This window comes from Mycolicibacterium vulneris, assembly GCF_002104765.1.
Lineage (GTDB): Bacteria > Actinomycetota > Actinomycetes > Mycobacteriales > Mycobacteriaceae > Mycobacterium > Mycobacterium vulneris.
In genome coordinates, this window is record NZ_NCXM01000001.1 from 274141 (window position 1) to 298544 (window position 24404).

General features: G+C 66.7%; 26 protein-coding genes, 3 pseudogenes and 1 riboswitch. Of the genes and pseudogenes, 14 read left to right on the top strand and 15 right to left on the bottom strand.

What is annotated here, in order from left to right; translation table 11 throughout:
- Entirely contained in the window at positions 1-309 is a 309-nt protein-coding gene (gene napA / locus B8W69_RS01305) for a nucleoid-associated protein NapA (RefSeq protein ID WP_007768412.1), read from the bottom strand.
- 202 nt (positions 310-511) lie between these two features.
- Here napA and B8W69_RS01310 point away from each other — a divergent pair, with 202 nt between their 5' ends.
- The 4 genes from B8W69_RS01310 to B8W69_RS01325 all read left to right on the top strand — a co-directional run bounded on the left by B8W69_RS01310 (position 512) and on the right by B8W69_RS01325 (position 3454).
- A complete protein-coding gene (locus tag B8W69_RS01310) occupies positions 512-1105 on the top strand; it encodes a peptide deformylase (RefSeq protein ID WP_085288148.1) in 594 nt (197 codons plus the stop codon).
- Positions 1105-2016, top strand: a complete 912-nt coding sequence (locus B8W69_RS01315) for an N-acetylglutamate synthase, CG3035 family (RefSeq protein WP_085288149.1) — start codon at positions 1105-1107, stop codon at positions 2014-2016. Before B8W69_RS01310 ends, B8W69_RS01315 begins: the two co-directional genes overlap by 1 nt.
- A 53-nt stretch (positions 2017-2069) precedes the next feature.
- Positions 2070-2876: an exodeoxyribonuclease III gene (locus tag B8W69_RS01320; protein WP_085288327.1), complete on the top strand. Its 807-nt coding sequence runs from the start codon at positions 2070-2072 to the stop codon at positions 2874-2876.
- Positions 2877-3007: 131 nt separating this feature from the next.
- Positions 3008-3454: a hypothetical protein gene (locus B8W69_RS01325; RefSeq protein ID WP_085288328.1), complete on the top strand. Its 447-nt coding sequence runs from the start codon at positions 3008-3010 to the stop codon at positions 3452-3454.
- A 68-nt stretch (positions 3455-3522) separates the two neighbouring features.
- Here B8W69_RS01325 and B8W69_RS31155 read toward each other — a convergent pair.
- Positions 3523-3735 (bottom strand): annotated as a pseudogene (locus B8W69_RS31155) (Rv1535 domain-containing protein); the annotation flags it as partial.
- Between the two features lie 72 nt (positions 3736-3807).
- On the opposite strand from B8W69_RS31155, the gene B8W69_RS01335 reads away from it, so the two are divergent.
- On the top strand, positions 3808-4083 hold the full coding sequence (locus tag B8W69_RS01335) for a hypothetical protein (RefSeq protein ID WP_110881811.1): 276 nt from the start codon (positions 3808-3810) through the stop codon (positions 4081-4083).
- 4 nt (positions 4084-4087) lie between these two features.
- Here the strand turns inward: B8W69_RS01335 and B8W69_RS01340 are convergent, their stop codons facing one another.
- The 3 genes from B8W69_RS01340 to B8W69_RS01350 form a co-directional block, all read right to left on the bottom strand.
- A complete protein-coding gene (locus B8W69_RS01340) occupies positions 4088-7957 on the bottom strand; it encodes a SpoIIE family protein phosphatase (RefSeq protein ID WP_085288152.1) in 3870 nt (1289 codons plus the stop codon).
- Positions 7957-8316, bottom strand: coding sequence for an STAS domain-containing protein (locus tag B8W69_RS01345; RefSeq protein ID WP_085288153.1), 360 nt, complete (start codon positions 8314-8316; stop codon positions 7957-7959). The genes B8W69_RS01340 and B8W69_RS01345 overlap by 1 nt, the downstream gene beginning before the upstream one ends.
- A 129-nt stretch (positions 8317-8445) precedes the next feature.
- A complete protein-coding gene (locus tag B8W69_RS01350; protein WP_245843035.1) occupies positions 8446-9087 on the bottom strand; it encodes a PAS and ANTAR domain-containing protein in 642 nt (213 codons plus the stop codon).
- Positions 9088-9261: 174 nt separating this feature from the next.
- Positions 9262-9372, top strand: a riboswitch (TPP riboswitch).
- Between B8W69_RS01350 and thiC the strand changes: the two genes are divergently transcribed.
- From thiC to B8W69_RS01375, 5 genes are all read left to right on the top strand, one after another.
- Complete coding sequence (gene thiC / locus B8W69_RS01355; protein WP_085288155.1) at positions 9364-11016, top strand: phosphomethylpyrimidine synthase ThiC; 1653 nt, start codon at positions 9364-9366, stop codon at positions 11014-11016. Its footprint overlaps the riboswitch before it by 9 nt.
- The gene (gene thiD, locus B8W69_RS01360; protein ID WP_085288156.1) at positions 11013-11840 is read left to right on the top strand and encodes a bifunctional hydroxymethylpyrimidine kinase/phosphomethylpyrimidine kinase; all 828 of its coding nucleotides are present in this window, start codon (positions 11013-11015) and stop codon (positions 11838-11840) included. Before thiC ends, thiD begins: the two co-directional genes overlap by 4 nt.
- Positions 11841-11844: 4 nt before the next feature.
- Positions 11845-12480 carry an alpha/beta hydrolase family protein gene (locus B8W69_RS01365; RefSeq protein ID WP_085288157.1) on the top strand — a complete coding sequence of 212 codons (636 nt, stop codon included), beginning with the start codon at positions 11845-11847 and terminating at the stop codon, positions 12478-12480.
- A gap of 46 nt (positions 12481-12526) precedes the next feature.
- On the top strand, positions 12527-12961 hold the full coding sequence (locus B8W69_RS01370; RefSeq protein WP_085288158.1) for a MarR family winged helix-turn-helix transcriptional regulator: 435 nt from the start codon (positions 12527-12529) through the stop codon (positions 12959-12961).
- A 16-nt stretch (positions 12962-12977) separates the two neighbouring features.
- Positions 12978-13853 (top strand): LLM class F420-dependent oxidoreductase, encoded by an 876-nt coding sequence (locus B8W69_RS01375; protein ID WP_085288159.1) that lies wholly within the window; start codon positions 12978-12980, stop codon positions 13851-13853.
- Between the two features lie 37 nt (positions 13854-13890).
- Here B8W69_RS01375 and B8W69_RS01380 read toward each other — a convergent pair.
- The 6 genes and pseudogenes from B8W69_RS01380 to B8W69_RS01405 all read right to left on the bottom strand — a co-directional run.
- A pseudogene (locus B8W69_RS01380) lies at positions 13891-14357 on the bottom strand (peptidase); the annotation flags it as partial.
- A 7-nt stretch (positions 14358-14364) separates the two neighbouring features.
- Positions 14365-14703 carry a hypothetical protein gene (locus B8W69_RS01385; RefSeq protein WP_245843021.1) on the bottom strand — a complete coding sequence of 113 codons (339 nt, stop codon included), beginning with the start codon at positions 14701-14703 and terminating at the stop codon, positions 14365-14367.
- Between the two features lie 20 nt (positions 14704-14723).
- Complete coding sequence (locus B8W69_RS01390) at positions 14724-15140, bottom strand: DUF732 domain-containing protein (RefSeq protein WP_085288160.1); 417 nt, start codon at positions 15138-15140, stop codon at positions 14724-14726.
- Between the two features lie 85 nt (positions 15141-15225).
- Positions 15226-15411: a hypothetical protein gene (locus B8W69_RS01395; protein ID WP_085288161.1), complete on the bottom strand. Its 186-nt coding sequence runs from the start codon at positions 15409-15411 to the stop codon at positions 15226-15228.
- A gap of 1225 nt (positions 15412-16636) precedes the next feature.
- Positions 16637-16990, bottom strand: a complete 354-nt coding sequence (locus B8W69_RS31160; protein WP_281255192.1) for an Mtp family mycobacterial-type pilin — start codon at positions 16988-16990, stop codon at positions 16637-16639.
- A gap of 423 nt (positions 16991-17413) precedes the next feature.
- A pseudogene (locus tag B8W69_RS01405) lies at positions 17414-17649 on the bottom strand (HNH endonuclease signature motif containing protein); the annotation flags it as partial.
- Positions 17650-17941: 292 nt separating this feature from the next.
- On the opposite strand from B8W69_RS01405, the gene B8W69_RS01410 reads away from it, so the two are divergent.
- Positions 17942-18166, top strand: coding sequence for a hypothetical protein (locus B8W69_RS01410; protein WP_133057951.1), 225 nt, complete (start codon positions 17942-17944; stop codon positions 18164-18166).
- Positions 18167-18204: 38 nt separating this feature from the next.
- Complete coding sequence (locus B8W69_RS01415; protein ID WP_220084534.1) at positions 18205-19104, top strand: integrase core domain-containing protein; 900 nt, start codon at positions 18205-18207, stop codon at positions 19102-19104.
- A gap of 31 nt (positions 19105-19135) precedes the next feature.
- Here B8W69_RS01415 and B8W69_RS01420 read toward each other — a convergent pair whose 3' ends face one another.
- The 4 genes from B8W69_RS01420 to B8W69_RS01435 are packed head-to-tail and all read right to left on the bottom strand — an operon-like array spanning position 19136 to position 22925.
- Complete coding sequence (locus B8W69_RS01420; protein ID WP_085288164.1) at positions 19136-20605, bottom strand: M28 family peptidase; 1470 nt, start codon at positions 20603-20605, stop codon at positions 19136-19138.
- Positions 20602-22092: a M28 family metallopeptidase gene (locus tag B8W69_RS01425; RefSeq protein ID WP_085288165.1), complete on the bottom strand. Its 1491-nt coding sequence runs from the start codon at positions 22090-22092 to the stop codon at positions 20602-20604. Before B8W69_RS01425 ends, B8W69_RS01420 begins: the two co-directional genes overlap by 4 nt.
- 53 nt (positions 22093-22145) lie before the next feature.
- Complete coding sequence (locus tag B8W69_RS01430) at positions 22146-22571, bottom strand: DUF2752 domain-containing protein (protein ID WP_085288166.1); 426 nt, start codon at positions 22569-22571, stop codon at positions 22146-22148.
- Between the two features lie 9 nt (positions 22572-22580).
- Positions 22581-22925 carry a CD225/dispanin family protein gene (locus B8W69_RS01435; RefSeq protein WP_085288167.1) on the bottom strand — a complete coding sequence of 115 codons (345 nt, stop codon included), beginning with the start codon at positions 22923-22925 and terminating at the stop codon, positions 22581-22583.
- Between the two features lie 337 nt (positions 22926-23262).
- Between B8W69_RS01435 and B8W69_RS01440 the strand changes: the two genes are divergently transcribed.
- Positions 23263-23793, top strand: a complete 531-nt coding sequence (locus B8W69_RS01440; protein ID WP_085288168.1) for a serine/threonine protein kinase — start codon at positions 23263-23265, stop codon at positions 23791-23793.
- Between the two features lie 89 nt (positions 23794-23882).
- Positions 23883-24404, top strand: coding sequence for a serine/threonine protein kinase (locus tag B8W69_RS01445; RefSeq protein ID WP_085288169.1), 522 nt, complete (start codon positions 23883-23885; stop codon positions 24402-24404).

Genomic DNA, 24404 nt, shown 5'->3' on the forward strand with positions numbered 1-24404 from the left:
TCAGGTCACCTCGAAGCCGAGGCGCCGCGCCGCACGTGCCTTCTGCCTGCTGGCGCGCAGCCGGCGCAGCCTTTTCACCAGCATCGGGTCGGCGGCCAGGGCCTCGGGCCGGTCGACGAGCGCGTTGAGCACTTGGTAGTAACGCGTCGCCGACATCGAGAACAACTCCTTGATGGCGTCTTCCTTCACACCCGCGAACTTCCACCACTGGCGCTCGAAGGCCAGGATGTCGTGCTCGCGGCGGGTCAGCCCATCTGCGATCTCAGAGTCGTCCCCCGATCGATTTGCCCGCGCCATGGCGCTGTCCATATAGCTTCCCCTGGACCCTTTCGGCGAATTCCGAACTGCTCGAATGACTTGACTTAGCTATGGGCTTGTTTCGGCGATTATTGAAACACGCGCCAAACCCTCAAGCCGTCATCCAGACCCGCGAGTCGGCCGATTGACCAAGATTGCCCAGACTCCGATCGCAGGCTGGGCAGCCCACGGGCGTGCGGTAGCTTAGCCGACCATGGCAGTCGTTCCGATCCGCATCGTGGGAGATCCCGTCCTGCATACCCCGACACAGCCGGTGCCGGTCGCTGCCGACGGTTCACTGCCGGCGGATCTGGCCGAGTTGATCGCGAACATGTACGACACCATGGATGCCGCGCACGGGGTGGGGCTGGCGGCCAACCAGATCGGGGTCGGCCAGCGGGTCTTCGTCTACGACTGCGCCGACGACCGGGGCCACACCGAGCGCCGGCGCGGTGTCGTCGTCAACCCGGTCCTGGAAACCTCCGAGATACCCGAGACCATGCCCGACCCGGAAAATGACGACGAGGGCTGCCTGTCGGTGCCCGGCGAGTCGTTCCCGACCGGCCGCGCCAAGTGGGCCCGCGTCACCGGACTCGACGCCGACGGCCAGCCGGTCACCATCGAAGGCAACGACCTGTTCGCGCGGATGCTGCAGCACGAGACCGGGCACCTGGACGGCTTCCTCTATCTGGACCGCCTCATCGGCCGGCACGCCCGCAGCGCGAAACGTGCCGTCAAATCCCACAACTGGGGCGTTCCCGGCCTCTCCTGGATGCCCGGCGAGGGACCGGACCCGTTCGGTCACTGATGGTTTCGTGGCCCGACCCGGGAACCCGGGTGACGGTTCGCTACCGCCGCCCGGCCGGTTCAGTGCCGCCGTTGACCGATGCGGTGGGCCACCTGCTGGCGGTCGACCCGATGGTGCGGGTGCGGACGAAGACCGGCGCGGTCGTCGAATTCGCGCCCTCCGACGCGATCGCGCTGCGGGTGCTTACCGACACCCCCATCCGCACCTCGCAGATCCGCGCGCTCGAGCATGCCGCCGCCGCGGCCTGGCCGGGGGCGGAGCACTCCTGGTTGGACGGCTGGCTGCTGCGGGCTGGCCACGACATTGGGCTCGCTGCCAATTCCGCAGTGCCGCTGGATCTTTCGGCCCAGGTGGGCGCCGTCCCGGCGATCGTCGACTGGTATGAACGCCGCGGCCTGACGCCCCGGCTGGCCCTTCCCGACCGGATACTGCCGTCGCCGCCCGGACTGAACGGCGAACGCACGGAACTGGTTGTGGTGCGCGATCTTTCCGACGTGCCAGCCCGCGATGTCGGCCCGTCCGTTGCCTTGTCAGCGCGCCCCGACGACGCGTGGCTGCGCATGTCCGGCGGCGACATTCCGGTCGACGTGCTCACCGCCGTCCTCGACGGCGAGCTCGCGTTCGCCAGGCACGGCGACGCAGCGGTCGCGCGCGCCGCGGTGACCGGCGCACCCGATGGCGCGCGCTGGGTGGGCATCTCGTGCGTGCGCTACGCGGACCACGCCGACGAGGGGACGGCGGTGGACTTGTGCGAGGCGTTGCTGGCGTGGGGCGCCTGGCGCGGCGCGACGCGCGGCTACCTGCGGGTGCCCGACGCCGGCGCGACGACGCTTGCCGCGGCGCTGGGATTCCGGCTGCATCACCGCCGCCGCTACTTCCCGGTGCGCCCCGGCGGCTGGGATAGCGTCTAGCCATGCCCGACGGAACGATTGACGGCGGCGACCCGATTGGCGGCGGCAGGCCGCTGCGGCTGGCCACCTGGAACGTCAACTCGATCCGCAGCCGCCTGCCCCGCGTCATCGACTGGCTGGCCCGCGCCGACGTCGACGTGCTGGCCATGCAGGAAACCAAATGCTCGGACAGCCAGTTCCCCACGTTGCCGTTCTTCGAACTCGGCTACGAGGTGGCCCACGTCGGTTTCAATCAGTGGAACGGCGTGGCGATCGCGTCGCGGGTCGGCCTCGACGATGTGCAGATCGGATTCGACGGCCAGCCCACCTGGAGCAGCAAGTCAGAAGTCGCCGCCACCGCGGAGGCCCGCGCCCTGGCCGCCACGTGCGGCGGGGTCCGGATGTGGAGCCTCTACATTCCCAACGGGCGCGCCCTGGGCGATCCGCACTACACGTACAAACTCGAATGGCTTGCCGCACTCCGTGATTCGGCGGAAGGTTGGCTGCGCGACGATCCCACCGCCGCAATCGCACTGGCCGGCGACTGGAACATCGCCCCGCAAGACGACGACGTCTGGAGTATGGAGTTCTTTGCCGGCGCCACGCACGTCTCGGAGCCGGAGCGCCGGGCGTTCGAGGCCATCGTCAAGGCGCAATTCACCGACGTGGTACGCCCGTTCGCGCCGGGTCCCGGGGTCTACACGTATTGGGACTACACCCAGCTGCGGTTCCCGAAGCGACAGGGCATGCGCATCGATTTCATCCTGGGCTCACCGGCTTTGGCGGGCCGCGTGACCGACGCGCAGATCGTCCGCGAAGAACGTAAAGGCAAAGCGGCCAGCGATCACGCACCAGTGCTCATCGACGTGAGGCGCGACTAGCCACGGCCTCAACGGCCGAACGAAATTCAACACGACGTCAAGCTCAGGCAAATTTGATCCGGCTTCTCGTTGTCTGCGCCATGGCAAGGTGGCAGGCTTTGGATATTCAGCAGCACAAGCAGGGAGTCATCATGAGTGTCATCGGCGGAGCAGTCCGAGGCGTGAGTCAGGCGGTGAACCGCGCGGCGACCGCGACGACCGCGGCCGCCGGTGCCGTGGGTGGCGCGGCGGTCAACGGAGTCATCGGCGGCGTGACCGGAGCGGCGGAGGGCGTCAAGCGCGGCATGAGCAGCGGGAGCCACTCGGCGCCCGCGGCCGCCCTGGCCTTCGGCGCGCTCGGCGTCGCCGGATTGGTCGAATGGCCGGTGCTGCTGGCGGTCGGGGGCAGCGCCCTGCTGATCCAGAGGTTGAGCCACAGACAAAACGGCGAGCCGCCCGCGGCCAAGGCGAATCTCAAAGCGGTGCCGGTGGAGCCGGCGCCGGAGAAACCGGCGCCCGCGAAGGCCGCCAGCAAGTCAACGGCCAAGAAAACGGCAGGACGCCGGGCGGGCACCACGGGGTTGCGCAGCACCAACTAGGCGAGCCGCCGCTGATCAGCCGGTCGTTTGGTCCCGCATGCCGGGGCTACCTGCCGAGATGTCCATCGCGCAACGCGATCCGTCTCGTGAGCGGACGGATCCGGGCAGATCGGACCCCGAACCGTCCGGGACGGCGCCTTCGCACCGCGACGAGACGCCCCATCGCTGTGCCGAATCTCGACGACCCCGACGCGCCACAACAGCGCATAGAGTTCGACTAGCGGCACTTTCAGCACCAAAGCGAACGATGAAACTAGCGGATCGCCCCCGGCGTCAGTCATCGTCGACATAAGACCGACGGTGAACGCACGACCCGGCGAGACGGGAAACCCTTCGTTACCGAAAGGCAAATGATGGCGGAAAAGAAGTCGCGGCGCGGCACTCCCCAGCGCGAGGCGGTGGAGAAGATCCGCGAGGCCGAAACTTTTGTGGTTAACCTGCCAGCGGTTGGCCAGGTGGAAATCCCCAGGCCAGAGCAGCTGGCGTACTTCGGCGGGTTGGCGGCCCTGGCGGCCCTAGAACTCATCGACTGGCCGGTGGCCCTGGTCATCGCCGCCGGACACTTTTTGGCAAGCAGCCACCACAACAAGCTGCTGGAGGAGCTCGGCGAGGCGATGGAGGAGGCCTAGCCGGTCAGCTCGCCGCCGGGCTCCCCCCGACGGCGTCGTCGAAGCGCAGGGTGACCCGGGTGCCGGCCGGGGTACGCAGCGTTTCCACGTTGTCGGCCAATCCGCTCATCAGCGTGAGCCCGCGGCCGCGGCGGCGGCTGCGCAGGCTAGCCGACGAATCGCCGACCCACCGCCCGGTGTCGCTGACGGTGACCGCGACAGTGCCCTGATGCAGGAAGGCCTCGATGGACACCGTCTGACGTGGCTCATTGCGGCTGCCGTGCTCGATCGCGTTGGTGACTGCTTCACCGGTTGCCAGCAGGATGTCCGTCTCGCGACGCGGCACGACGACGATGGTGTTCAGCCAATCCCGCAGCTGTTCGCGCGCGACGGGGATCTGAGCGGGTGCGGCCGGCACCACGGTGGCGAAACTGCCCGCTGCGACGTGGCTCGGCCGCAACGCGAGCACCACGACGTCGTCGCGGTAGCCGGACGGCGGGGCCATCCGGGACAGCAACTCCGCGCAGATCTGTTCCACCGGCAGGCCGGCGCACTGCGCCGCGGCCGTCTGCAGCCGGTCGAATCCGTCGTCGAGCGTCTCGCCGGGCCGTTCGATGAGTCCATCGGTGTAGAGCAGGATCAGCCCGCCCGCCGGCAGGTCGGCCGTCGCGGTGTCGCCGGGCGGTTCGCCCGCCGGGGCGTGGGCGCCGTTTCTCGTCACCGACACCGGGGCACGCCGGCCGGATTCCAGATAGACCGCCCGCCCGTCGGGCAGCACCAGCAGTGGGTACGGGTGCCCGGCGCAGCTGTAGCTGACAGTTGCGGCGCCGTCACGGCCCTCGGTGTCGATCTGCGCATAGGCCACCGTCGCGCACCGCGCACCGTCGACGCTGGCACCGTATCGGTCCAGCGCGCCCAGCACCGCGTCCGGCTCACCCGCGGTGAGCGCGGAGGCGGCGACCGCGGCACGCAGCCTGCTCATCACGATCGCCGCGGCCAGGCCGTGTCCGACCACGTCGCCGACCGATATCGCGATCCTGCCGGGGTGGTCCAGCGGGGTGACCGAATACCAGTCACCGCCGACCCGCATCGCTTCCCCGGCCGGCTGGTAGACGGCCGACACGACCGCCGCAGTGGAGCCGCGATCCAGGTCGAGGAGGTGCTCTTGGAAGTCGATGGCGATCTCGTGTTCGCGGGCCATCAGGCGAACCCGCTCCAGGGCCGAGGAGGTCAGCTCGCCCATGCGGGCGAACGCTTCGAGTTCGGCGGCGTCGAATTGGCGCGGAGCCGGCCACAGCAACGCGAGCACACCCATGATGCGGTGGGAGCCATCCCGCAGCGGGTGGGCCACGCAGGCGCGGATGCTCGCGGCGCTGTCCCCCACGGCGTGCTCGTAGCGCGGGGGCAGCTCAAACGTGTCGGCGACGACCATCGACTCACCGGTGCGCACGACATCGGCGCCGATCAGCGGGGCGTCGAGGGCGACGACGTGGTAGCGGTCGCGGAACTCCGAGGGCAGATCGCCGGCGTACTCGAACCGCACAGACTGCTCGCCGTCGACGACTCCGATCGCGACCGCACCGGCGTCGCCCGAGCCGAGGGAGGAAGCCAGCAGGGCGTCCATGATTTCGCCGACCGAGCCGGCGCCCTGCAGCGCCGAGTCGAGGTGCACCAGGTCAGCGGCCAGGCCCGACTGTGCCTCGCGACGCTGCCGGTCACGCTCACGGCCAACGGCAGACAACCTCGACGCCACCCGATCGATCAGCTCTTGGGACCGGAACGGCTTGGGCAGGTAGTCGTCGGCCCCGCCGGCGTAGCCCTCGTTGACGGCCTCGGCGCCGGCGCGGGCGGACAACATCAAAATCGGCGTCGCCGCCAATTCCGGGTCGGCGCGTATGGCGGCGACGAATCCGAAGCCGTCGAGCCCGGGCATCATCACATCGGTGACGATCGCGTCCGGGCGCAGGTTCCGCGTTGCCGCCAGCGCTGACTCGCCGTCGCCGACCAGAGCCGTCTCCCAGCGGACCGACAGCACCCGGTCCAGATGCGCGCGCATGTCGGCGTTGTCGTCGGCGATCAGCACCAGTTGGCGGGCCCTCCCGGGCTCGGCGGCGACGGGTTCGACGGCCGTCATCACCCACTGACTGGCCTCGGCGACGTACGGGTTGGTCTCATCGGGTCCCGCGGGCGACGGGTCGACGACCGCGCCCGAAATTGATCGCGGCACCCGGATGGTCACGGTCGTCCCGCGGTCCAACTCGCTGTCGATTTGCACCGTGCCGCGGTGCAAATCAACCAGGCCCCGGACCAGAGACAAACCGATCCCGGTGCCCTCGACGCTGCGGCCACGAACGTTGTCGACCCGGTAGAAGCGCTCGAACAACAGCTTCAGATCCTCGGCGCCGATCCCGACCCCGGTGTCGCGCACGGCGATCACGCAGTCCCCAGCCTCGGTGCGTACCTGCACCGAAATCGTGCCTCGCAGCGTGTATTTGACGGCATTGGACAGCAGGTTGAGAAGAATCGTTTCCCACATGCCGGGATCGACGTCGGCCAGGGCCGGCGCGCAGTCCAGCTCGAGCTCGAGCCCCGCCCGGTGACACAGCTCGGTGAACGACGACGCGATCTGCGCGGTGAGCGCGCCGACGTCGGTGCGCACCAGCTTCGCGTTGGCCCGGCCGGCCTCAATGCGGGAGAAGTCGAGCAGCGAGTCCACCAGGCGCTGCAGACGGCGCGCGTTGCGTCCCGCGGTGGTAATCCGCTCCGCGAGAACGCTTTCCGGCGCGGCGTCGGACAGCGCGTCGTCCAGCGGTCCGAGCAGGAGGGTCAGCGGGGTGCGGAACTCGTGGCTGACATTGGTCAAGAATGCTGTCTTCGCCCGGTCCAATTCGGCCAGCGCATCGGCTCGGTGCCGTTCCTGCTCGTAGGAAACGATCGAGGCGAATGTTGACGTCAATTGGTCGGCCAGCAACTGACAGAAGCCGTGAAACTGCGTGTCGAGGGGGCGCCGCGGGCTGGCTCCGATCACCAAAGCGCCCGCGGTCGAGGCCTCCCCCAGCGGCAACACCAGCATCTGCCGCGGGCAATCGGCGCCCAGGACCTCGTCGATGCCGGGGATCGCGTCTGCAAGGTCCTCGATGACCTGCCCCTCTGCCCGGGACCGCGTCGCCGCATCCCAGTCGGTCAGCTGCGCCAGTTCGCCGGGTAGCAGCGCCAGGACCGAGGGCGTCGCACCGCGCAACGTGACGTCCCCGGTCTCGCCGGCGGCGTACACGGCGATGAACGACAGGTCGGCGGGCTGCGATGCGCACACCCTGACCGCGACGCCGACCGCGTCATCGATGCTGCGGCTCTCGACGATCGCCGAGGCGATGGTGTTGAGCAAATGCAGGCGGCGCTCGCTCAACACTCGATCGGTGGTCTCATACGAGGGGCAGAAGATACCGAACGGCTTGCCGTCGGCGCCCATCAGCGGGCTGTAGGTGAAGGTAAAGAACCTTTCGACGCGCCGTCCGGCGGTCACCATCGCCAGCATCAGGTCTCGTGACCAGGTCGCCTCGCCGGAGGCGACGACGCCGGCCAGCATCGACCCGATCGAGTCCCAGATGTCCCACCACACGTCGCGGCCGGGCTGACCCAGGGCGGACGGGTGCTTGTCGCCGAGGATCTCGATATAGGCGTCGTTGTAAACCACGAACAGGTCCTCGGTGCCCAGCCACAGCACCAGCGGGAACCGCGACGCCAGCGTCGTTGCGACGGCCGCCCGCATCTCGCCGGGCCAGTTCCGCGGCGGCCCCAGCGGATGACTGTCCCAGTCGTATTCGGCGAACCGCCGGCCCATCTCGCCGCCCAACGAAACAGCAGCGGCCAGGTCAGCCGGCAGTCGCGACTCCATCACTGTCGTCTTCGTTGCAACGCCGCGGCCAGCGTCGGGTAAATCTCGAAGATCCGGTCCAACTCGGTGACCTGGATCGGTCGCAGTACCTGGTCGTGTTCGGCGACCAGCCGAACCGACGTTCCGCCGGATTTCGCATCCTCGTGACAGTCGAGCACCGCGTTCAACGCCGCGCTGCCGAAGAAATCAACAGCCTGCAAGTCGATCACCACCGGTCGGACCGGCTGCGCCGAGGCGAGCTCGAGCGCGGTGCTCAGGTGAGCGGTGAGCTCACCGACGGTACTGGAGTCGACATCGCCTTTCACGCTCACGATCACTACGTCGTCGTGGGCCTCGTGCTCGACCGCCAACAACTTCATGCCTTTCGCCGCAGCCTACGTCGGGATCTGCAGCCGCTAAGCCCGATGAGCGGCGGGGATGCACGGTCGCGCATCGCAGACCCCCAGAGATTAACCCGTACCCGAACTGCTCGTTTACCGATTCGTTGGTTACCCAGTGGGCTCGCGAGGAATCCTCTCGTGCACGGTCAGCAGCAAATGGTCGAACTGACTTTGCAGGGCGGCCACCGGTGCCGGCAGGGTGGTCGCTTCGGCGAGCAGCTGCTTGGCCAGGGCACGCAGTTTCACATTGGTTTCCTGCGACCGCCACTGCAGCACGCGAAACGCGTGCTCGGCGCTGACCCGGTACACGTACATCAGCACGCCCTTGGCCTGTTCGATGGCCGCGCGGCTCTCGAACAGGTCCGGCAGCGCCTCGTCGAGCACCTCCTGGCGGGCCTCGTCGAACGTGTTGGTGAGGTCGATGTAGTAACCCTCGGTGCCCCGCACGGCGCCCGACTCGTCCAGCATGCGGTCGGCGACGACGATCGCGTCGTGCACCGCGCCCGCGGTGTCGATGAACCGGTGCCTGCTCGAGAACGACTCCTCGGACTGCAGGGCGTGGTCGAGCAGCTCCTGCACATGCGCGCGGTCGTCGGGATGCTTGTGCGACAACAGCAGTTTGGTCGTCGGCACGACCTCCCCCGGTTCGTAGCCGTGCATTCTGGCGACCTCGTCGGACCATTCCCAGCGTTGCCCGACGAACCAGAAGCGGAACGCGCCGACGTTCAGATATCCAGGGGCCGGGTCAATCGGCTCGGAAAATCGCGCACCGTCCCCATTGGATGACGATTCCCCTGTTCGCCTGCGCTGTTGCACGTCTGCATTTTTCCACTACGGGATTGCCCTCGGCTACCTCCCCGGGCGGAAAAGGCTGTCAACCATGTCACTCGGTCCGGGGTGGGGGTAACGTCGCGTGCGGACCCATCCACATGACGCGGGAGCGCACGCCGAGTGCGCTGAGAGGACGGCTCGGGGCCGTCGACCGTACGAACCTGACCGGGTAATGCCGGCGTAGGGAGATGAAAAATGACTGATGTCCTTTCCGGAATCGTCGACGCGTCGGTGACCACCGGCCCGATCGCGGGTAGCAGCAAGGCCTACCACGAGATCGAGGGTCCGGACGGCGTGACCCTGCGGGTGCCGCTGCGGCGCGTGCACCTGTCCACCGGCGACGACTTCGACCTGTACGACACCTCGGGGCCCTACACCGATCCGGACGCGACGATCGATCTGACGGCCGGACTGCCGGCGCGGCCCGGGGTGATCCGCGATCGCGGCACCCAGCTGCAGCGCGCCCGCGCCGGCGAGATCACCGCCGAGATGGCTTACATCGCCGCCCGCGAGGGCATGCCCGCCGAGCTGGTGCGCGACGAGGTCGCGCGGGGCCGCGCGGTGATCCCGGCCAACCACAACCACCCCGAGATCGAGCCGATGATCATCGGCAAGGCGTTTGCAACCAAAGTGAACGCAAACATCGGCAACTCGGCGGTGACGTCCTCGATCGCCGAGGAGGTCGACAAGATGGTGTGGGCCACCCGGTGGGGCGCCGACACCATCATGGACCTGTCCACCGGCAAGAACATCCACGAAACCCGTGAGTGGATCCTGCGCAACTCGCCGGTGCCGGTCGGCACCGTGCCGATCTACCAGGCGCTGGAAAAGACCAAAGGCGACCCGACCGAGCTGACCTGGGAGCTCTACCGCGACACCGTGATCGAGCAGTGCGAGCAGGGCGTGGACTACATGACCGTGCACGCCGGTGTGCTGCTGCGCTACGTGCCGCTCACCGCCAAGCGGGTCACCGGCATCGTGTCCCGCGGCGGCTCGATCATGGCGGCCTGGTGCCTGGCGCATCACCGGGAATCGTTCTTGTACACGAACTTCGACGAGCTTTGCGAGATCTTCGCCCGCTACGACGTCACCTTCTCCCTCGGCGACGGGCTGCGGCCGGGCTCGATCGCCGACGCCAACGACGCCGCGCAGTTCGCCGAGTTGCGCACCCTGGGCGAACTGACCAAGATCGCGAAATCCCATGGCGTGCAGGTGATGATCGAGGGTCCGGGCCACGTCCCGATGCACAAGATCGTCGAGAACGTGCGGCTGGAAGAGGAGTGGTGCGAGGAGGCCCCGTTCTACACGCTGGGCCCGCTGGCCACCGACATCGCGCCGGCCTATGACCACATCACGTCGGCGATCGGCGCGGCCATTATCGCCCAGGCCGGCACCGCAATGCTCTGCTACGTGACGCCCAAGGAACACCTGGGGCTGCCGGACCGCAAGGACGTCAAGGACGGGGTGATCGCCTACAAGATCGCCGCGCACGCAGGCGATCTGGCCAAGGGGCACCCGCACGCGCAGGAGCGCGACAACGCGCTGTCGACGGCGCGGTTCGAGTTCCGGTGGAACGACCAGTTCGCGCTGTCGCTCGACCCGGACACCGCGCGGGAGTACCACGACGAGACGCTGCCGGCCGAACCCGCCAAGACCGCGCACTTCTGCTCGATGTGCGGCCCGAAGTTCTGCTCGATGCGCATTACCCAGGATGTCCGCGACTATGCCGCCAAACACGGCCTGGACAGCGAGGAAGCGATCGAGGCGGCCATGTCCGAGGGCATGGCGGAGAAGTCGCGCGAGTTCGCCGAGCAGGGCAACCGGGTGTATCTACCGCTGGCCCAGTGACATTCCTGCCGCTGCCTGCGCCGGGCACGACGCCGCGGCGGGTGCTGTCCATTGCCGGATCGGACTCCGGGGGCGGCGCGGGCATCGAAGCCGACATGCGCACGATGGCGCTGCTGGGGGTGCACGCTTGCGTCGCGGTCACCGCGGTGACAGTGCAGAACACGTTGGGCGTGCAGAGTTTTCACGAGGTACCCGGTGATGTCGTCGCCGGCCAGATCGAAGCCGTAGCCGGCGACATCGGCATCCAGTCCGCCAAGACCGGGATGCTGGCGTCCCCGCGCATCATCGACACCGTGGCTACCACCTGGCGCCGGCTCGGGTTGACGGTTCCGCTCGTCGTCGACCCGGTGGCGGCTTCCATGCACGGCGATGCGCTGATGGCGCCGGCCGCCCTGGATTCGCTTCGCGACCAACTGTTTCCGTTGGCGACGCTGGTGACACCGAACCTGGACGAGGTGCGGCTGCTGGTCGACATCGATGTGGTGGACCCGGCGTCGCAGCGGGCGGCCGCCAAGGCGCTGCACGCGCTGGGCCCGCAGTGGGTTCTGGTCAAGGGAGGTCACCTGCGGTCATCGGATCGCAGCTGCGACCTGCTCTACGACGGCGCCGATTTCCACGAGTTCGACGCGGAGCGCATCGCGACCGGCAACGACCACGGCGGTGGCGACACGCTCGCCAGCGCCGTGGCGTGCGCGCTGGCGCACGACTTCGCCGTGCCCGAGGCGGTCGAGTTCGGCAAGCGATGGGTCACCGAATGCCTGCGCGCCGCCTACCCGCTGGGCCGTGGCCACGGCCCCGTCTCCCCACTGTTTCGGCTGTCATGATCGCATGAACCTCGATCAGATCGCGGGCATCGCGCACGAACCCGTAGGCGACCATAAGCGCGGCCCAAAAGGAATAGTGGTCCTGACCCACGGCGCCGGCGGCAACCGAGATTCCGTTCTGCTGCAACAGGTTTGCGACGAATGGGCGCAGCGCGGCTGGCTGGCGGTGCGCTACAACCTGCCCTACCGCCGCCGCCGGCCCAGCGGCCCGCCCTCGGGTTCGGCCGGCACCGACCGGGCCGGCATCGTCGAGGCCATCACGCTGTGCCGCGGCCTTGCCGACGGCCCGCTGATCGCCGGTGGACATTCCTATGGCGGGCGGCAGACGTCCATGGTGGTTGCGGCCGGGGAGGCCGCGGTGGACGTGCTGACGCTGTTCTCCTATCCGGTGCATCCCCCGGGCAAACCCGAACGCGCCCGCACCGAGCACCTGCCCGACATTACGGTGCCGACGGTATTCACGCACGGCACCTCGGATCCGTTCGGCACGCCCGACGAACTGCGTGCCGCCGCCGCGTTGATCACTGGAACGACCGCCGTCGTCGAGATTGCCAGTGCCCGCCACGATCTGCGGTCCAAGACGTTGAACGTGCCGGCGTTGGCCGTCGATGCGGCTCTACAGCTGCTCGGGCGTAATTAGACAGTTAAAACTGGACAGTTTGGACTGTCTAATTTAGGCTGGTGCCGTGGATGGGATCAGCGACTCCGCCGTAGCGGCGGCACGCGATATCCGGGTGGTGTTCAGCCGACTACGGCGCCGACTGAAGGACATCGCGGTCGACGGCCTGACACCGTCGCAGACGGCCGTGCTCACCCGGCTGTGGAAAGAAGGGCCGTCGTCGGCCAGCGCATTGGCCGGCGCGGAACAGGTCCGCCCCCAGTCGATGGCCACCATCCTGGCCGCCCTGGGCCAACGTGGGCTCGTCGAGCGCGCACCGGACCCGAATGACGGCCGGCGCCAAGTGGTCTCGCTGACCCCGGCGGGGAAGAGGCGCGCCGAAAGCGACCGCCGCGCCCGCGAGGAGTGGCTGGCCCGCACCATCCAGGAGCGCTACACCGAGTCCGAGCGGCGGGTCATCGTCGACGCGCTGTCCCTGCTCGAGCGCTTGACCGAACAATGAAAGGACAGGTGCCACAATGGAAGTAGGACTGCACTTCATCGACTTCCTCCCCGGAGACCCGGCCAGGCTGGGTCCGACGCTGGCCGACGCGGCCAAGGCCGCCGAGCAAGGCGGCGCCACGCTGTTCACCCTGGCCGACCACCTCTTCCAGATGGAACAGCTTGCGCCCGCGCAGAATCCGTTCCTCGAGGGTTACACATCGCTGGGCTTCCTGGCCGCCCAGACGACCACGATCGACCTGGCCCTGCTGGTCACCGGCGTCACCTATCGCTATCCCGGTTTGTTGGCCAAGGCGGTCACCACCCTGGACGTGTTGTCGCAGGGCCGGTCGGTGTTGGGTTTGGGTGCGGCCTGGTACGAACGTGAGCACACCGCGCTGGGCATTCCGTATCCACCGCTGAGCACGCGCTTCGAAATGCTGGAAGAGACGCTGCAGATCTGCCGGCAGATGTGGAGTGCGGACGACGGGCCCTACACCGGCACGCACTACCGGCTGAACGAGACGATCTGTGAGCCGCAACCGATTCGGCGACCCCCGATCCTGATCGGCGGGGACGGTGAGAAGAAGACGCTGCGCCTGGTCGCGCAGTACGCCGACATCTGGAACAGCATGTCGAACGACGTCGCCGAGCTCCAGCACAAGATCGAGGTGCTGAACCGGCACTGCGACGCGGTGGGCAGGGACCCGGGTGAGGTCCGCAAGACGTCCGGCGGCCTGGCCGGCGCCGACCCCTTCGACGACACGGACGAATTCCTGAAGACCGTCGAACGCTACGCCGCGCTGGGTGTCGACATGATCAATCTCGGCCCGATGCCCGGCAATCCGGATCCAGTCGGCTTCGTCCGCCGCCTGGGCGACGACGTGATCCCGCGGCTCGCCGAAATGGGTTGATCACGTTGGGGATTCGTTAGCCGGGATAGTGGGAGTATCAGGCGTCCGCGTTGCCGGTCACGCCACCACGGAACGCCGCGATCCGGGTGAAACCGGCCGGCACGCTGGTGCCGTCCGCGTCACTGGCCACCAGATGGTTGGTGAGCAGGCCGGCAACCGCCTCGTCGAGATCACCGGCGGTCAGCAGCAATTGGTTGTGCGAGGGCAGGTCGATCGGCTCGCCATCTTGCGGTGCGCCACACCGGTCAGGCACGCGGTCCGCAGCGCGGTCCACGGGCTCTGCATCGGCAGCCCGTGCTCGTGCTGCACCGCCAGCGCATATCTCGACATCACGACGGACAGCGCGGTGTCGTCGCCCTGCGGCAGGGTCTGCTGCTTTTCGTCGGCGACCGTACCCATGGCGGCGAGCCCGGGCAGGTCGATCCCGATGGTGTTGATGGAGGGGCAGTAGGACGCCGGTGGGGTGGCCTTGGCGTCCGGGCAATCGGCCGACTGGTAGGACAGCAAGCTACTAGAAAGGCGGTGGATCGCCGTCACCTTCGCCCGGCGGACCCGTTTCCCCTATGTGGACGGCTAACCGGCTTCGGCGATTGTGTTTGCGGTCGGTGGCGATGCGGTTTGTCCGGTTTTGGGCGCGGGTGCGGGTGCGTCGGGGCATCATCGCGGTCCGGTCGGCGCAAGGGTCGGGTCGTGGTGGGGTGGGCGGCGGTATGTCTCCGGTGGGGACGCACAGGGCGGGGAACAGCAGCGCGCTGCCCGGGGTGGTGACGTAGGTGTGCTGGTCGGGCAGCGTCCAGCTGACGGTGCCGTCGGGCAGCTGGCGGTCGCGCCAGCCCCAGAACGTCTTCATCAGATGACGTTCGTGCTGTGTCACCGCAGTGTGTCGGGACACAGATCGTGTTGCGCCGCATCAACGATTTTTACGTTGGCACCGTTTACGAGGTTGAAGTAGAAAAACCCGTCCCGCTGCGCCTGCTGTATCGGCATGCCGTTCCGCAGGTTGACGCAAGCACGGTATCCCGCAGTGAGTTTCGCGTCGGGGGCCATCATCACATCTTGCGTATCATTCATGAACGCCTGCTCATCGGCGTGAGCCAGTGGTGCCGAGCCAATTGCGGTCGTCGCGCTCGCTGCGATGAGCACTGCGATACGGACAAGCATGTTCGCAAACCCCTTTTGCCGGATGGCCCTGCCCAATTCGTCGATGGGAAGCCTATGCGCTTGCGGCGTTACTCGCCTTGGAAATCGTGAAGATTCCGTGGCGGGAAGCTCGCGCGGAATCGGCATCCAGATGCAATAGCGACGGACAATTCGGCGACCACCGAACGTGGTAGGTGAATTCGTCGTGCACGGCAGTTGACGCTACTCGGGATCAAGCCTTGCGGCGTGCGACGCTGAGAGCACCGGCGATGACGACGAGCAGGCCGATACGGGCGGCCAGAAACCCGACGACCCCGATCAGGGCCGCGAGCCCCGGGGCACCTCCGACGAACGCAGTAATAAGGAACACGACGGCAAACACCATCGCCCAGATGGCCCACTTCTGACTGTCGCTCATCGTTCTCGCCTCCTGCTGGCTGCAACGCCGTCGGATGCTGATTCATGCCCTCCGAGGCAGCCACCGCACGAATGCCAAGAGCCATGTGGGCGATGCGCCGAGGCGTGCTCAATCACCGTCGCTGTAGCCCGGTGGAAGCTGGACCGGGGCGGGGCGGTAGTTACGTCTGCTGGGGGTAAATGAAGGTTCCAAGTGCAGTAGATGGTATTGGCTGAAGATGTAATGGCATTGGCTTGATCAAAGGCGTACCCACCCGCGTTCTCAAGCATGTGTGTGGAGTCGATGTCACTTATACCGTTTGTTTCCAGCTGGCACGTCCACAGTGCCTGGCCCTTAAGACTCGGGAAATCCATGATCCTGAATTCGGGGGCATTGTCATCGTGAGTCACGAGGTAGGCAAAGTGTTGGTCCGGCGTGGTGCCAAAAGCTGCCCTGCCAGCGGGCGAACCGTCCCCCGTGGCGAAGCTGAACGGTGCAAAATTGCAGTTCCCGTTGGCGTCCACATAGCGCCCGCCACTATATGCGCTGCCTGGCGCCGCGAGTCCCACCGCAATTGAACACAATCCACTTGCGATAGGGAACGGAGCGAGCTTCAAAGCCTCGCTCATGATCCCGTGTCTTTCAAGGCAACGGAGCCGTTCACCACTCACCACACGACTACATCGGCGTCGTTACCGCCGACGCACTCGACCGCATCTACCCTTAGGCCGTTGGTGAAGTTTGCCGTGGATGGGAAGCATGTCATTTGGACACCTGTTGGTCAGCGGTATTGCCGGGGAGTATGTCGAGCGTTCCTGTCCGCTGGTGTAATCGTCGGTTTCACAACGGAAATGGGCGGAGGTGAGACTGGCTCCGTTGAAACACTTGACGTCACAGTCTGTTTCGCATCTGGCGGCAGTGGTAGCACGTCGTCATGCCCAGCACGCAACGCCCAAAGCGATGCGCCGACACCAATGGCAAGCGCTGTATCGCACGCGGCGATGACGCCTGCCAAGCCGAAGGTGGAGCGCCACGGCTGCAAGCTCTACCGGCGTACTGCCGTGTTGATTCACAATGTCCTGGTCGACCAGGACGTACCGCCGACCACCAAAGCCGCGGTGGCCGATGTAGCCAAGGGCGCTGCCGACGCCTTCAGGCCTGCCGACCAGGGGTGCGGAGACAGCCCACCCTCAGAACTTGGACGGCAAACATCAGGTCAGGTCACCGCGATGCCGGTTGGGCCGCCTCAGTGCCAGTGACCTTGGTCGCGGGGATCGCCATCGTAGTAGTGCTCGTCGTGGCAGCGGCCCCAGTCCCAGTTGTTGCCCCAGCCCGGGTCCCACTGCTGGCCGGGGCACCAGTGATAGCTGGCTGGGCCGCCGGGGCCACCGGGGTACCCGCCAGGACCGTGCCAATGGCCGCCATCGTGCGGGTCCCCGTCGTACCAATTGTCATCGTGACAGCGGCCCCAATCCCAGTTGTTGCCCCAGCCCGGATCCCACTGCTGGCCAGGGCACCAGTGATAGACCGGGAAAGGCGCCGGTTGCGCCTGGGCGGCCGGGGCGATGCCCAAACCGGCGAGTCCCAAACCAGCGGCCATTGCGAGCGTTGACCTTGCGACAGGGGTGAAAATCTTCATGCGAGATTGATTGCCCGACCCGTGCTGATCGAAACCAGAGACTCGCCTTCCTGGAGCTTGCGGTCCGTCGGCGTGAACCCGGCGGTGGATCGCGTCGGCGCTCATCAGCTCGGGCGGCGCGGCCATGAGGTTTCCTGCTGGCTGGCATGTGGCCGGTGTCCGCCGCCACAAGACTTGGAGCGCTGTAAGAGTGAGCGGTTGCGCTGCACACTGCGTCCCTCGTCATGAAACTTTCGTACCGTTCGTCGACAAAATTGCGACGTCCCCGGACCGCTACGCGACGTCATCCCGCTCCTCTCGTCCCCCCCGGTCGTAGTCGCGATCTCGCAAACGGCGGGCAACGCTGACAGAAGTCAAATGTTCTTCACGCAATTGCTGCTGGCACCGGCACAGCGCCTTAAGGTTCGAGGCGTGTGTCGGACCGCCGTCGGCGTAGGGGACCGTATGGTCGAGGTCGCAGTCGGTGGCCGGCCGGTCACAGCCCGGGCCCGACAGGTCAGATCCCGACAGCGCACGAAGTCGGCCAGCGCGGCCGAGGGGATGTAGCGGTCCTCGGCGCCGCTCGGTGGGATCAGCGGCACCAGCCGCGCCGAGGCAGCCAGCTCCGCCCGCGCCTCCGCACGCCCGGCCTCGCGCACCCGATCCAGCAGCGCCGCCGACTCCGGCGTCTCCCGGGAGGCCAACCACCACTCGAACATAGGTTCGATTATGCCATCGTCCACTGACTCAAACTTTTTGGCAGGGTCGCGGTATCGACACCGCAGCCAGTGGTTGAAGGGGTTGAGTGGGTGTCATGGTCAGGTCACGAAGAACGAAGGTCCCTGCCGACGAGAAGTTGCGGTTTGTGTTGTCGGTGCTGGCCGGTGAGATGTCGGCGAGGGAGGCGGCTCGCCGTTGCGGTGTGAGCCCAACTTGGTGCTCAAGTGGAGGAATCAGTTCCTGCAGGCCGGTGCGCAGCGCCTTGAAGAAGTGCCCAGCGGGCCTGCTGGCAAAGCCGGCGGCCCCGAGCAGCGGCGTTTGCGGATCGAAAATGAGCAGCTCAAACTCGCGCTCGCGGAAGCTACAGTGCAGCTGCGGATCTGGCAGCGCCGTGCGGCGTTGGCTGATCAGGTCCCTTCGTCGACCTCGAAGCCCTAAGAGAAGCGGCGGGTCTGCCGGTTTCGAGGTTCTGCGTGTTGGCCGGCATTCCCGAGCGCAGCTATCGGCGCAGGCTGGCTCGGCTGCGTCACGCAGACCCGATCAAGGGCCCGTGGCCGGCTCCGGTCGTGGACCGCATCGAGGCGCTGGCCGCCAAATACGCCGAACAGTGGCCGGCCTGGGGATATCGCAAGATCGCGGCGCTGATGCGCGCCGACGGTAACCAGGTGACCAATTCTTCGGTGGCTCGCGCGTTGCGGCGCCGGGGATTGCTGCTACCTCAAGGCTTTCGGGCTGACCGCAAGTCCTGGGCGGTATTGCGCCGCCGAGTGTTTCGCGACCCGCCCACCGAACGTAACCGGGTATGGCAAACCGACTTCTCCGAATTCGAGACCGCCTGCGGGGGCATCTGGCGCATCTGCGCAGTCATCGACTACGCCACCAAATACTGCCTGGCCATCACCGTCACCCCCACCGGTCGTGGCGCTGATGCTCTGCACTGTCTACAGCTGGCCATCGCCGAAGCCCAACGCATACTCGAGCTCGACGACCTGCGCGCTGATCGCGGCGTCATGGACATCTTCGACACCGCCGAAAACGTCATCGGCCAGGCACCGGCACCCATTGCGCTGGTCTCCGATAACGGGCCCTGCTTTCGCGGACAAACCTTCCAAACCGCATTCGACGGCGAGGACCCCCTGCTACGCCACGTGCGTACCCGCGTTAAATCACCCCAGACCAATGGCGTCGTCGAGCGCTTCTTTGGAACCCTCAAATACGAGCACCTTTTCCGCGGCTACATCGGCGATGCAGATGCCCTCGACATGGAAACCCACCACTTCCGCAACATCTACAACACCATCCGACCCCACCAAGCCCTCGCCGACCGCACACCAAAACAGGCCTACCTCGACGGCAAAACCCTGCCAACTTCTTGACTCAAGACAGCCGGGATCCGACAAGCCGCCGTTACGGCACCCGGCTGCGATGCCTCTTGTTGTGTGGCGGCACACCGTTGACCCCACCGATGGACTCCGCGTAGCTGCCGACGGCGAATCCGACGCCAGAACCCATGACCGCCAACGCTTCCCGGTTGATGTTGTCGACGGTGTCCCGTGGGCTTTGGAAGTTCGGGTCGAACGGCACGCCGGCCTGGCCGCCCCATAGTCGGGCCTGCACGGGGGTTTTCGGCTGCGCTGATCCGGTGGTCATGCCGCCGACGGGCACACCCGCAATCATGAAGGGGTGGTAGTCGGCCCTGGTGTCCAATGGCATGTCCGCGGGCCGCCTCCCGGCGAGGTTCAGATAACCGGACAGGGTGCGTTCGATGCCGGCCGAGCCTTCGGGCACATCCGCCGGCGAGACGCCGGGCCCGGGCGGGCCGGACTGATCGCCGTCGTCGGTGAAATATCCGGCGTTCGGTGAACCCAGCATGGTGAAGTTCAAGTACAGCGCGATGTCGTTGAGTTGGTCGCGGTCCATGCCGAACACGTAGTCCAGGACGCCGTTACGGCCGTCTACGTCGGCGCCCCAGAACACGAACCGCACCGCGTTGTTCACCGGAGCGAGCGGCCCGAGTTGCAGCGCCGTCTCCAGGACGGCAGCCACCCCGGAGCCGTCGTCATTGATCCCGGGTCCGGCGCGAGAGCCGTCCAGGTGCGCACCCACCACGACGACGTCATGGGCTGACCCGGTTTTGGTCTGCGCCACGACGTTTCGGGAAGTGATCTTGATGTTCTGCGCATCCAGCACCAGACGTATCGGCGTGGTGGAGCCCGTCAGCGCGGCGGCGCCGGAGGAACCCAGCACGGCGACCGGCACGGTCAGCTGCTTGAAGTAGCCGGTGGTGAACAGCGTGGGTGGGGCTCCCCGCCCGGTGGGTGAACTGAGCACGATCAGGGCGCTCGCGCCCTTGGCCACCGCGCTGTTCTGTTTGTCGACCACCGAACACTGGGCGTCATCGACGACGGCGATGGCGCCCTTGGGCACGACGGCCGGGTAGTCGTTGGGTGCGCAGCCCGACGGCCGCGTCGGCCGGATCGGCTGTCCGGTCAGCCCCCCGGGTGGCGTCTGCACCAGCAGCGAGGCCTGGTCGACGGGATAGGTGCGGCCCGCAACGGTTACCGCCGGCTTACCCAAGGACACGGTGTAGAGCCGGTCGAACTGCGGTGTCTGTACATCGAAACCCTTGTCGCGCAGGGCTTTAGCGACGTAGTCCACGCTGGCGCTGAAGCCCGGCGTCCCGTCCGCACGGTTGCCGCCATTGGCGTTGGCGATGTTCTGCAGGGCACGCAGGTGCGTCAGCATGCCCTCGACGTTCACCTTTTTGGCCAAACCGTGCCCGAGGTCCGGCGTCGCCGTCGGCACCCCCTGCCGCGTTGCCGAACAACCGGCCACCACAACGATCAATAGCAGCGTCGCACCCAGTCGCGAGATCATGACTTGTTGAGCACGTGGCGGGTGCGGTCGGCCATGACGGGGACGCCGTTATGGCCGCCGAGGTCTTGGGCGTAGAGACCGATCGCGTATGCCACACCGCCACCGTTGATGCCCAGCGCGGTGCGGTCGACGTGGTCGAGCGTGTCGGTTTTCTGGTGGTAATTGGGGTCGAACGGTTGGTCGGCGGTCCCGCCCCACAACTTGGCTTGGTCGGCCGACATCTTGCCCTCGGCGCCCGAGAACAGGCCGCCGGCGGGGATCCCCGCCAGGGTGAATCCGTCGTAGTCGGACCGGCCGTCGAACGAGGTGTCCTGCGCGGTCTTTCCGGCCGACTTCAGGTACGCGACCAGCGTCCGCTCGATGCCGGCCGAACCCTCGGGAACCACCGGCTGGCCGCGAGCGTCCGCGGGCAGCGACTGGTCGCCGTCGTAGGTGAAGTAGCCGGGGTTCGGCGACGCGAGCATGTCGAAGTTCAGGTACAGCGCAATGTTTTTCAGCGCCGTCAGGTCCAGCGATTCGACGTAGTTGCGCGACCCGATCAGCCCGAGCTCCTCGGCGCCCCAGAAGCCGAACCGCAGCGCGTTGTGCACCGACGGCGAACTCCCAAGCCGCACGGCGGTTTCCAGCACCGCGGCGACACCCGAGCCGTTGTCGTTGATGCCCGGCCCGGCGGGCACGCTGTCCAGGTGCGCCCCCGCCATCACCACGTCGGTTCCCGAGCCGGTCTTGGTCTGCGCAATCACGTTGCGGGCCCGGAAGCTTTGGGCGCTGGCGTTGAGCTTGATCGTGGTGGGCCCCGGCTGCCCCCGCAGCTGCAGGCCCACCGACTTGGTCACGCTGAGCACCGGAATCTTCACGTCGGTGGACGGCCCGAGCGTGCCGCCCATCTCTTGTTCGTCGACGTTGTCGGCGATGATCATCGCCGCGGCGCCGCGCTGCGCCGCGGCGTCTTCCTTCTGGGCGAACGGGCAGGTGCCGCGGTCGACCAACACCACCGCCCCCTGCAGCGGCAGGTTCGCGTAGTCGGAGGCCGCGCAGCCGAGGTTGTTCGCCGGTGCGGCGACCAGCGGCCCGCTCACCCCGTCCGGCCCGGTGCCCAGGCTGAAGTCCAGTGCGTGCGCCTCCACCGTCTTGCCGCCGACGGTGAGTACCGGCTTGTCGGCGTGGAACACCCGTGCCGAGAATTCGGGGGTTTGCACGTCAAATCCACTGCCGCGCAAGACATTTACCACGTAGTCGACGCTGGCCTCGTATCCGGGTGTGCCCACCGCACGGGTGCCGTTGTTGGCGTTGGCGATGTCTTGCAGCTTCGACAGGTGCGCCATCATCGCGTCGGCCGTGACCTTGTCGCGCAGCGCCGAGGCAAATGCGCCCGCGGCGGCGGGTGTGTGCTGCGAGTCAGACGACCGATGGAAGCAGCCGGTTGAGAATGCGGTCAGGACGACCACGGCGACCAACGCCGGAATCGTCGTGGATTTGTTCACCATCGCGCCCCAGGTTAGCCCGCAGCCCGAGCGCCCCGGTTCAGGACACGGCGGTATCAGACATACAGTGCGGTGAAGGGCGCAACGGGGATGTTGCGCACCACGAACCAGGCCAGCACCAGCGACAGCGTCACGGCGGCGGCCCAACGCCGATGCTGCCAGCCGCGGATCCGCCGGCCTACCAGGCGCCCGTAGGTCCAGGAGAAGTACGTCCACAGCAACAGCACGACAGCCGCCAGGCCCAAAGCGTTGAACCTGGCGGCCGCCAACAGATTGCCGTGCATAAGCGAATAGACCATGCGTAAGCTGCCGCACCCGGGGCAGTCGATCCCCAACAACGCCTTGGTGGGGCATACCGGTAGCGGGCCGTGCGGCGTGGTCGGGTCACCCGCCCAGATGGCGGCGCACATCAAGGTCGTGGATGCCGCCACCACCAGTGGCGCACCCAGATTCGCGTGCGCCGCCCCCCAGCGGGTCACCATGATCAGGTTCTAGAACATCGCGGCGAGCGCCGCGTTGGTGTTCGTGTTCAGCGCACCGACCGCCATCAGGATGCCGTAGATGACGCCCACGACGACGCCGATGACCACCGACCAGATCACCCATTTCTTGGCGCTTTCGGCGGACGCCTGTGCCTCGGCGTAGCGACCCTGCGCCCACAACCCATTGACCTGGCTCGACTTGACGATCGCCACGATTCCGAAGGGCAGACAGCAGAAGAGGGTGGCCAGGATCGACCACACCAGATAGTTATTCGGCGCTTGGCCGGCCGGCTGCTGCGGCGGATAACCGGGAGACGGCGGCGGATAATCCGGCGGAGGAGGGGGTTGTGTCATGGATTCTCCAGTCAAGAGAAGTTAGCTGACGTAAAGCGGTGCTAACCATACCCGAGCGGACTCAGATCGGCACTAGCAATGAAGAAATCTTGTTTTTGCTGCCCCGGTCGCAACGGGCCGGCGGCATCAGTCGGTCGCCGAAAGGCGGGATTATGTTGGCGCCTCAACATAATTCGTGATTCTGCACGATGGCCGGCGTGACACTATCATTTTCCTGGTCCTCCACGGGTCGAGCCGAGGAAGGATGCCCACACAGACAATTTCCTGCGGAATGTGTTGCTTTACCACGACATAGCCCTACTATCCGTGTTTAGAAGCGGCCGTTAAGGAGCCATTCATGTCTGATTTCAGCAACGTGCTGAGGGCGGCGACAGCAACGGCGCTCAGTGGCGGTTTGGCCTTAGCGGGCGGCGGTCCGGCGAGCGCGGATCCGGCCACCACCGGGAACGCTTCGGATATCAACAAGCTTGCGGCCTCGATGTCGAAGGGTTACGGCCTGAACAACTGCACCGCCCAGAACGTCGACCGCAGCACGCAACTGGCGGTGCTCACGTGTGGCCAGAGCCCCGACTTGCGCGGCCCGGCGCAGGCCAAGTACGTGCTGTTCACCAATGCCGACAATCTGGCCACCTCGTTCAAGGCCACCATCAAAGAGGACGTCCTGACCCCGTGCGGGGACGCGGGCGAATCGCCGTCCAAGTGGCACAAGGACGGTTCGACCGCCACTGCCGGGCAGGCGGCATGCGGCACTTACCAAAACGCCGCCGAAATCATCTGGACCACCGACGCCAACAACATGCTGAGTTACCTGCGCGCGTCCAACACCGACGTTGCGGCGCTCTACCGGTGGTGGCGTGCCAACGGGTGAGGTACCCGCTGTGCCACAACCGATCTGTGGACCGATAACCGAGAAGCGTTCGCCCCTCTTTATTTCCATCAACCGCAGGGAGTCAGAAAATGTCACATTGGAACACCGCGCTGCGCGTCGTGTCGGCCGCAACTTTCACAGGCAGTTTGGCTTTCGCGGGTGTCGGCGCCGCGAACGCCGAACCCAACACCGGTAACGCATCGGACATGAACACGCTGGCCGCCTCGCTGTCGAAGGGCTACGGCCTGAACAACTGCAAGCCGCAAGAGCTCTCCGAAACCGGCGAACTGGCCGAACTGGTCTGCGGGCAGAGCCCAGACTCCAACGGCCCGGGATCCGGTGTCTACGCCCTGTTCTCCAACAGCACGAATCTGGGCTCCGCCTTCAGTTCCACCATTAAAGACGTGTCCCTGGCCGCGTGTGGGGACGCCGGGGCGTCACCGGGAACCTGGAAGCAGAACGGCCAGACGGGCGGCCAGATCGCGTGTGGCACCTATAAGAACTACGCGACATTGACCTGGACCACCGATGCCAAGAACGTATTGGGTCACCTGACCGCATCCAATTCCGACGTCAGCGCGCTCTACCAGTGGTGGCGCACCAACGGCTGA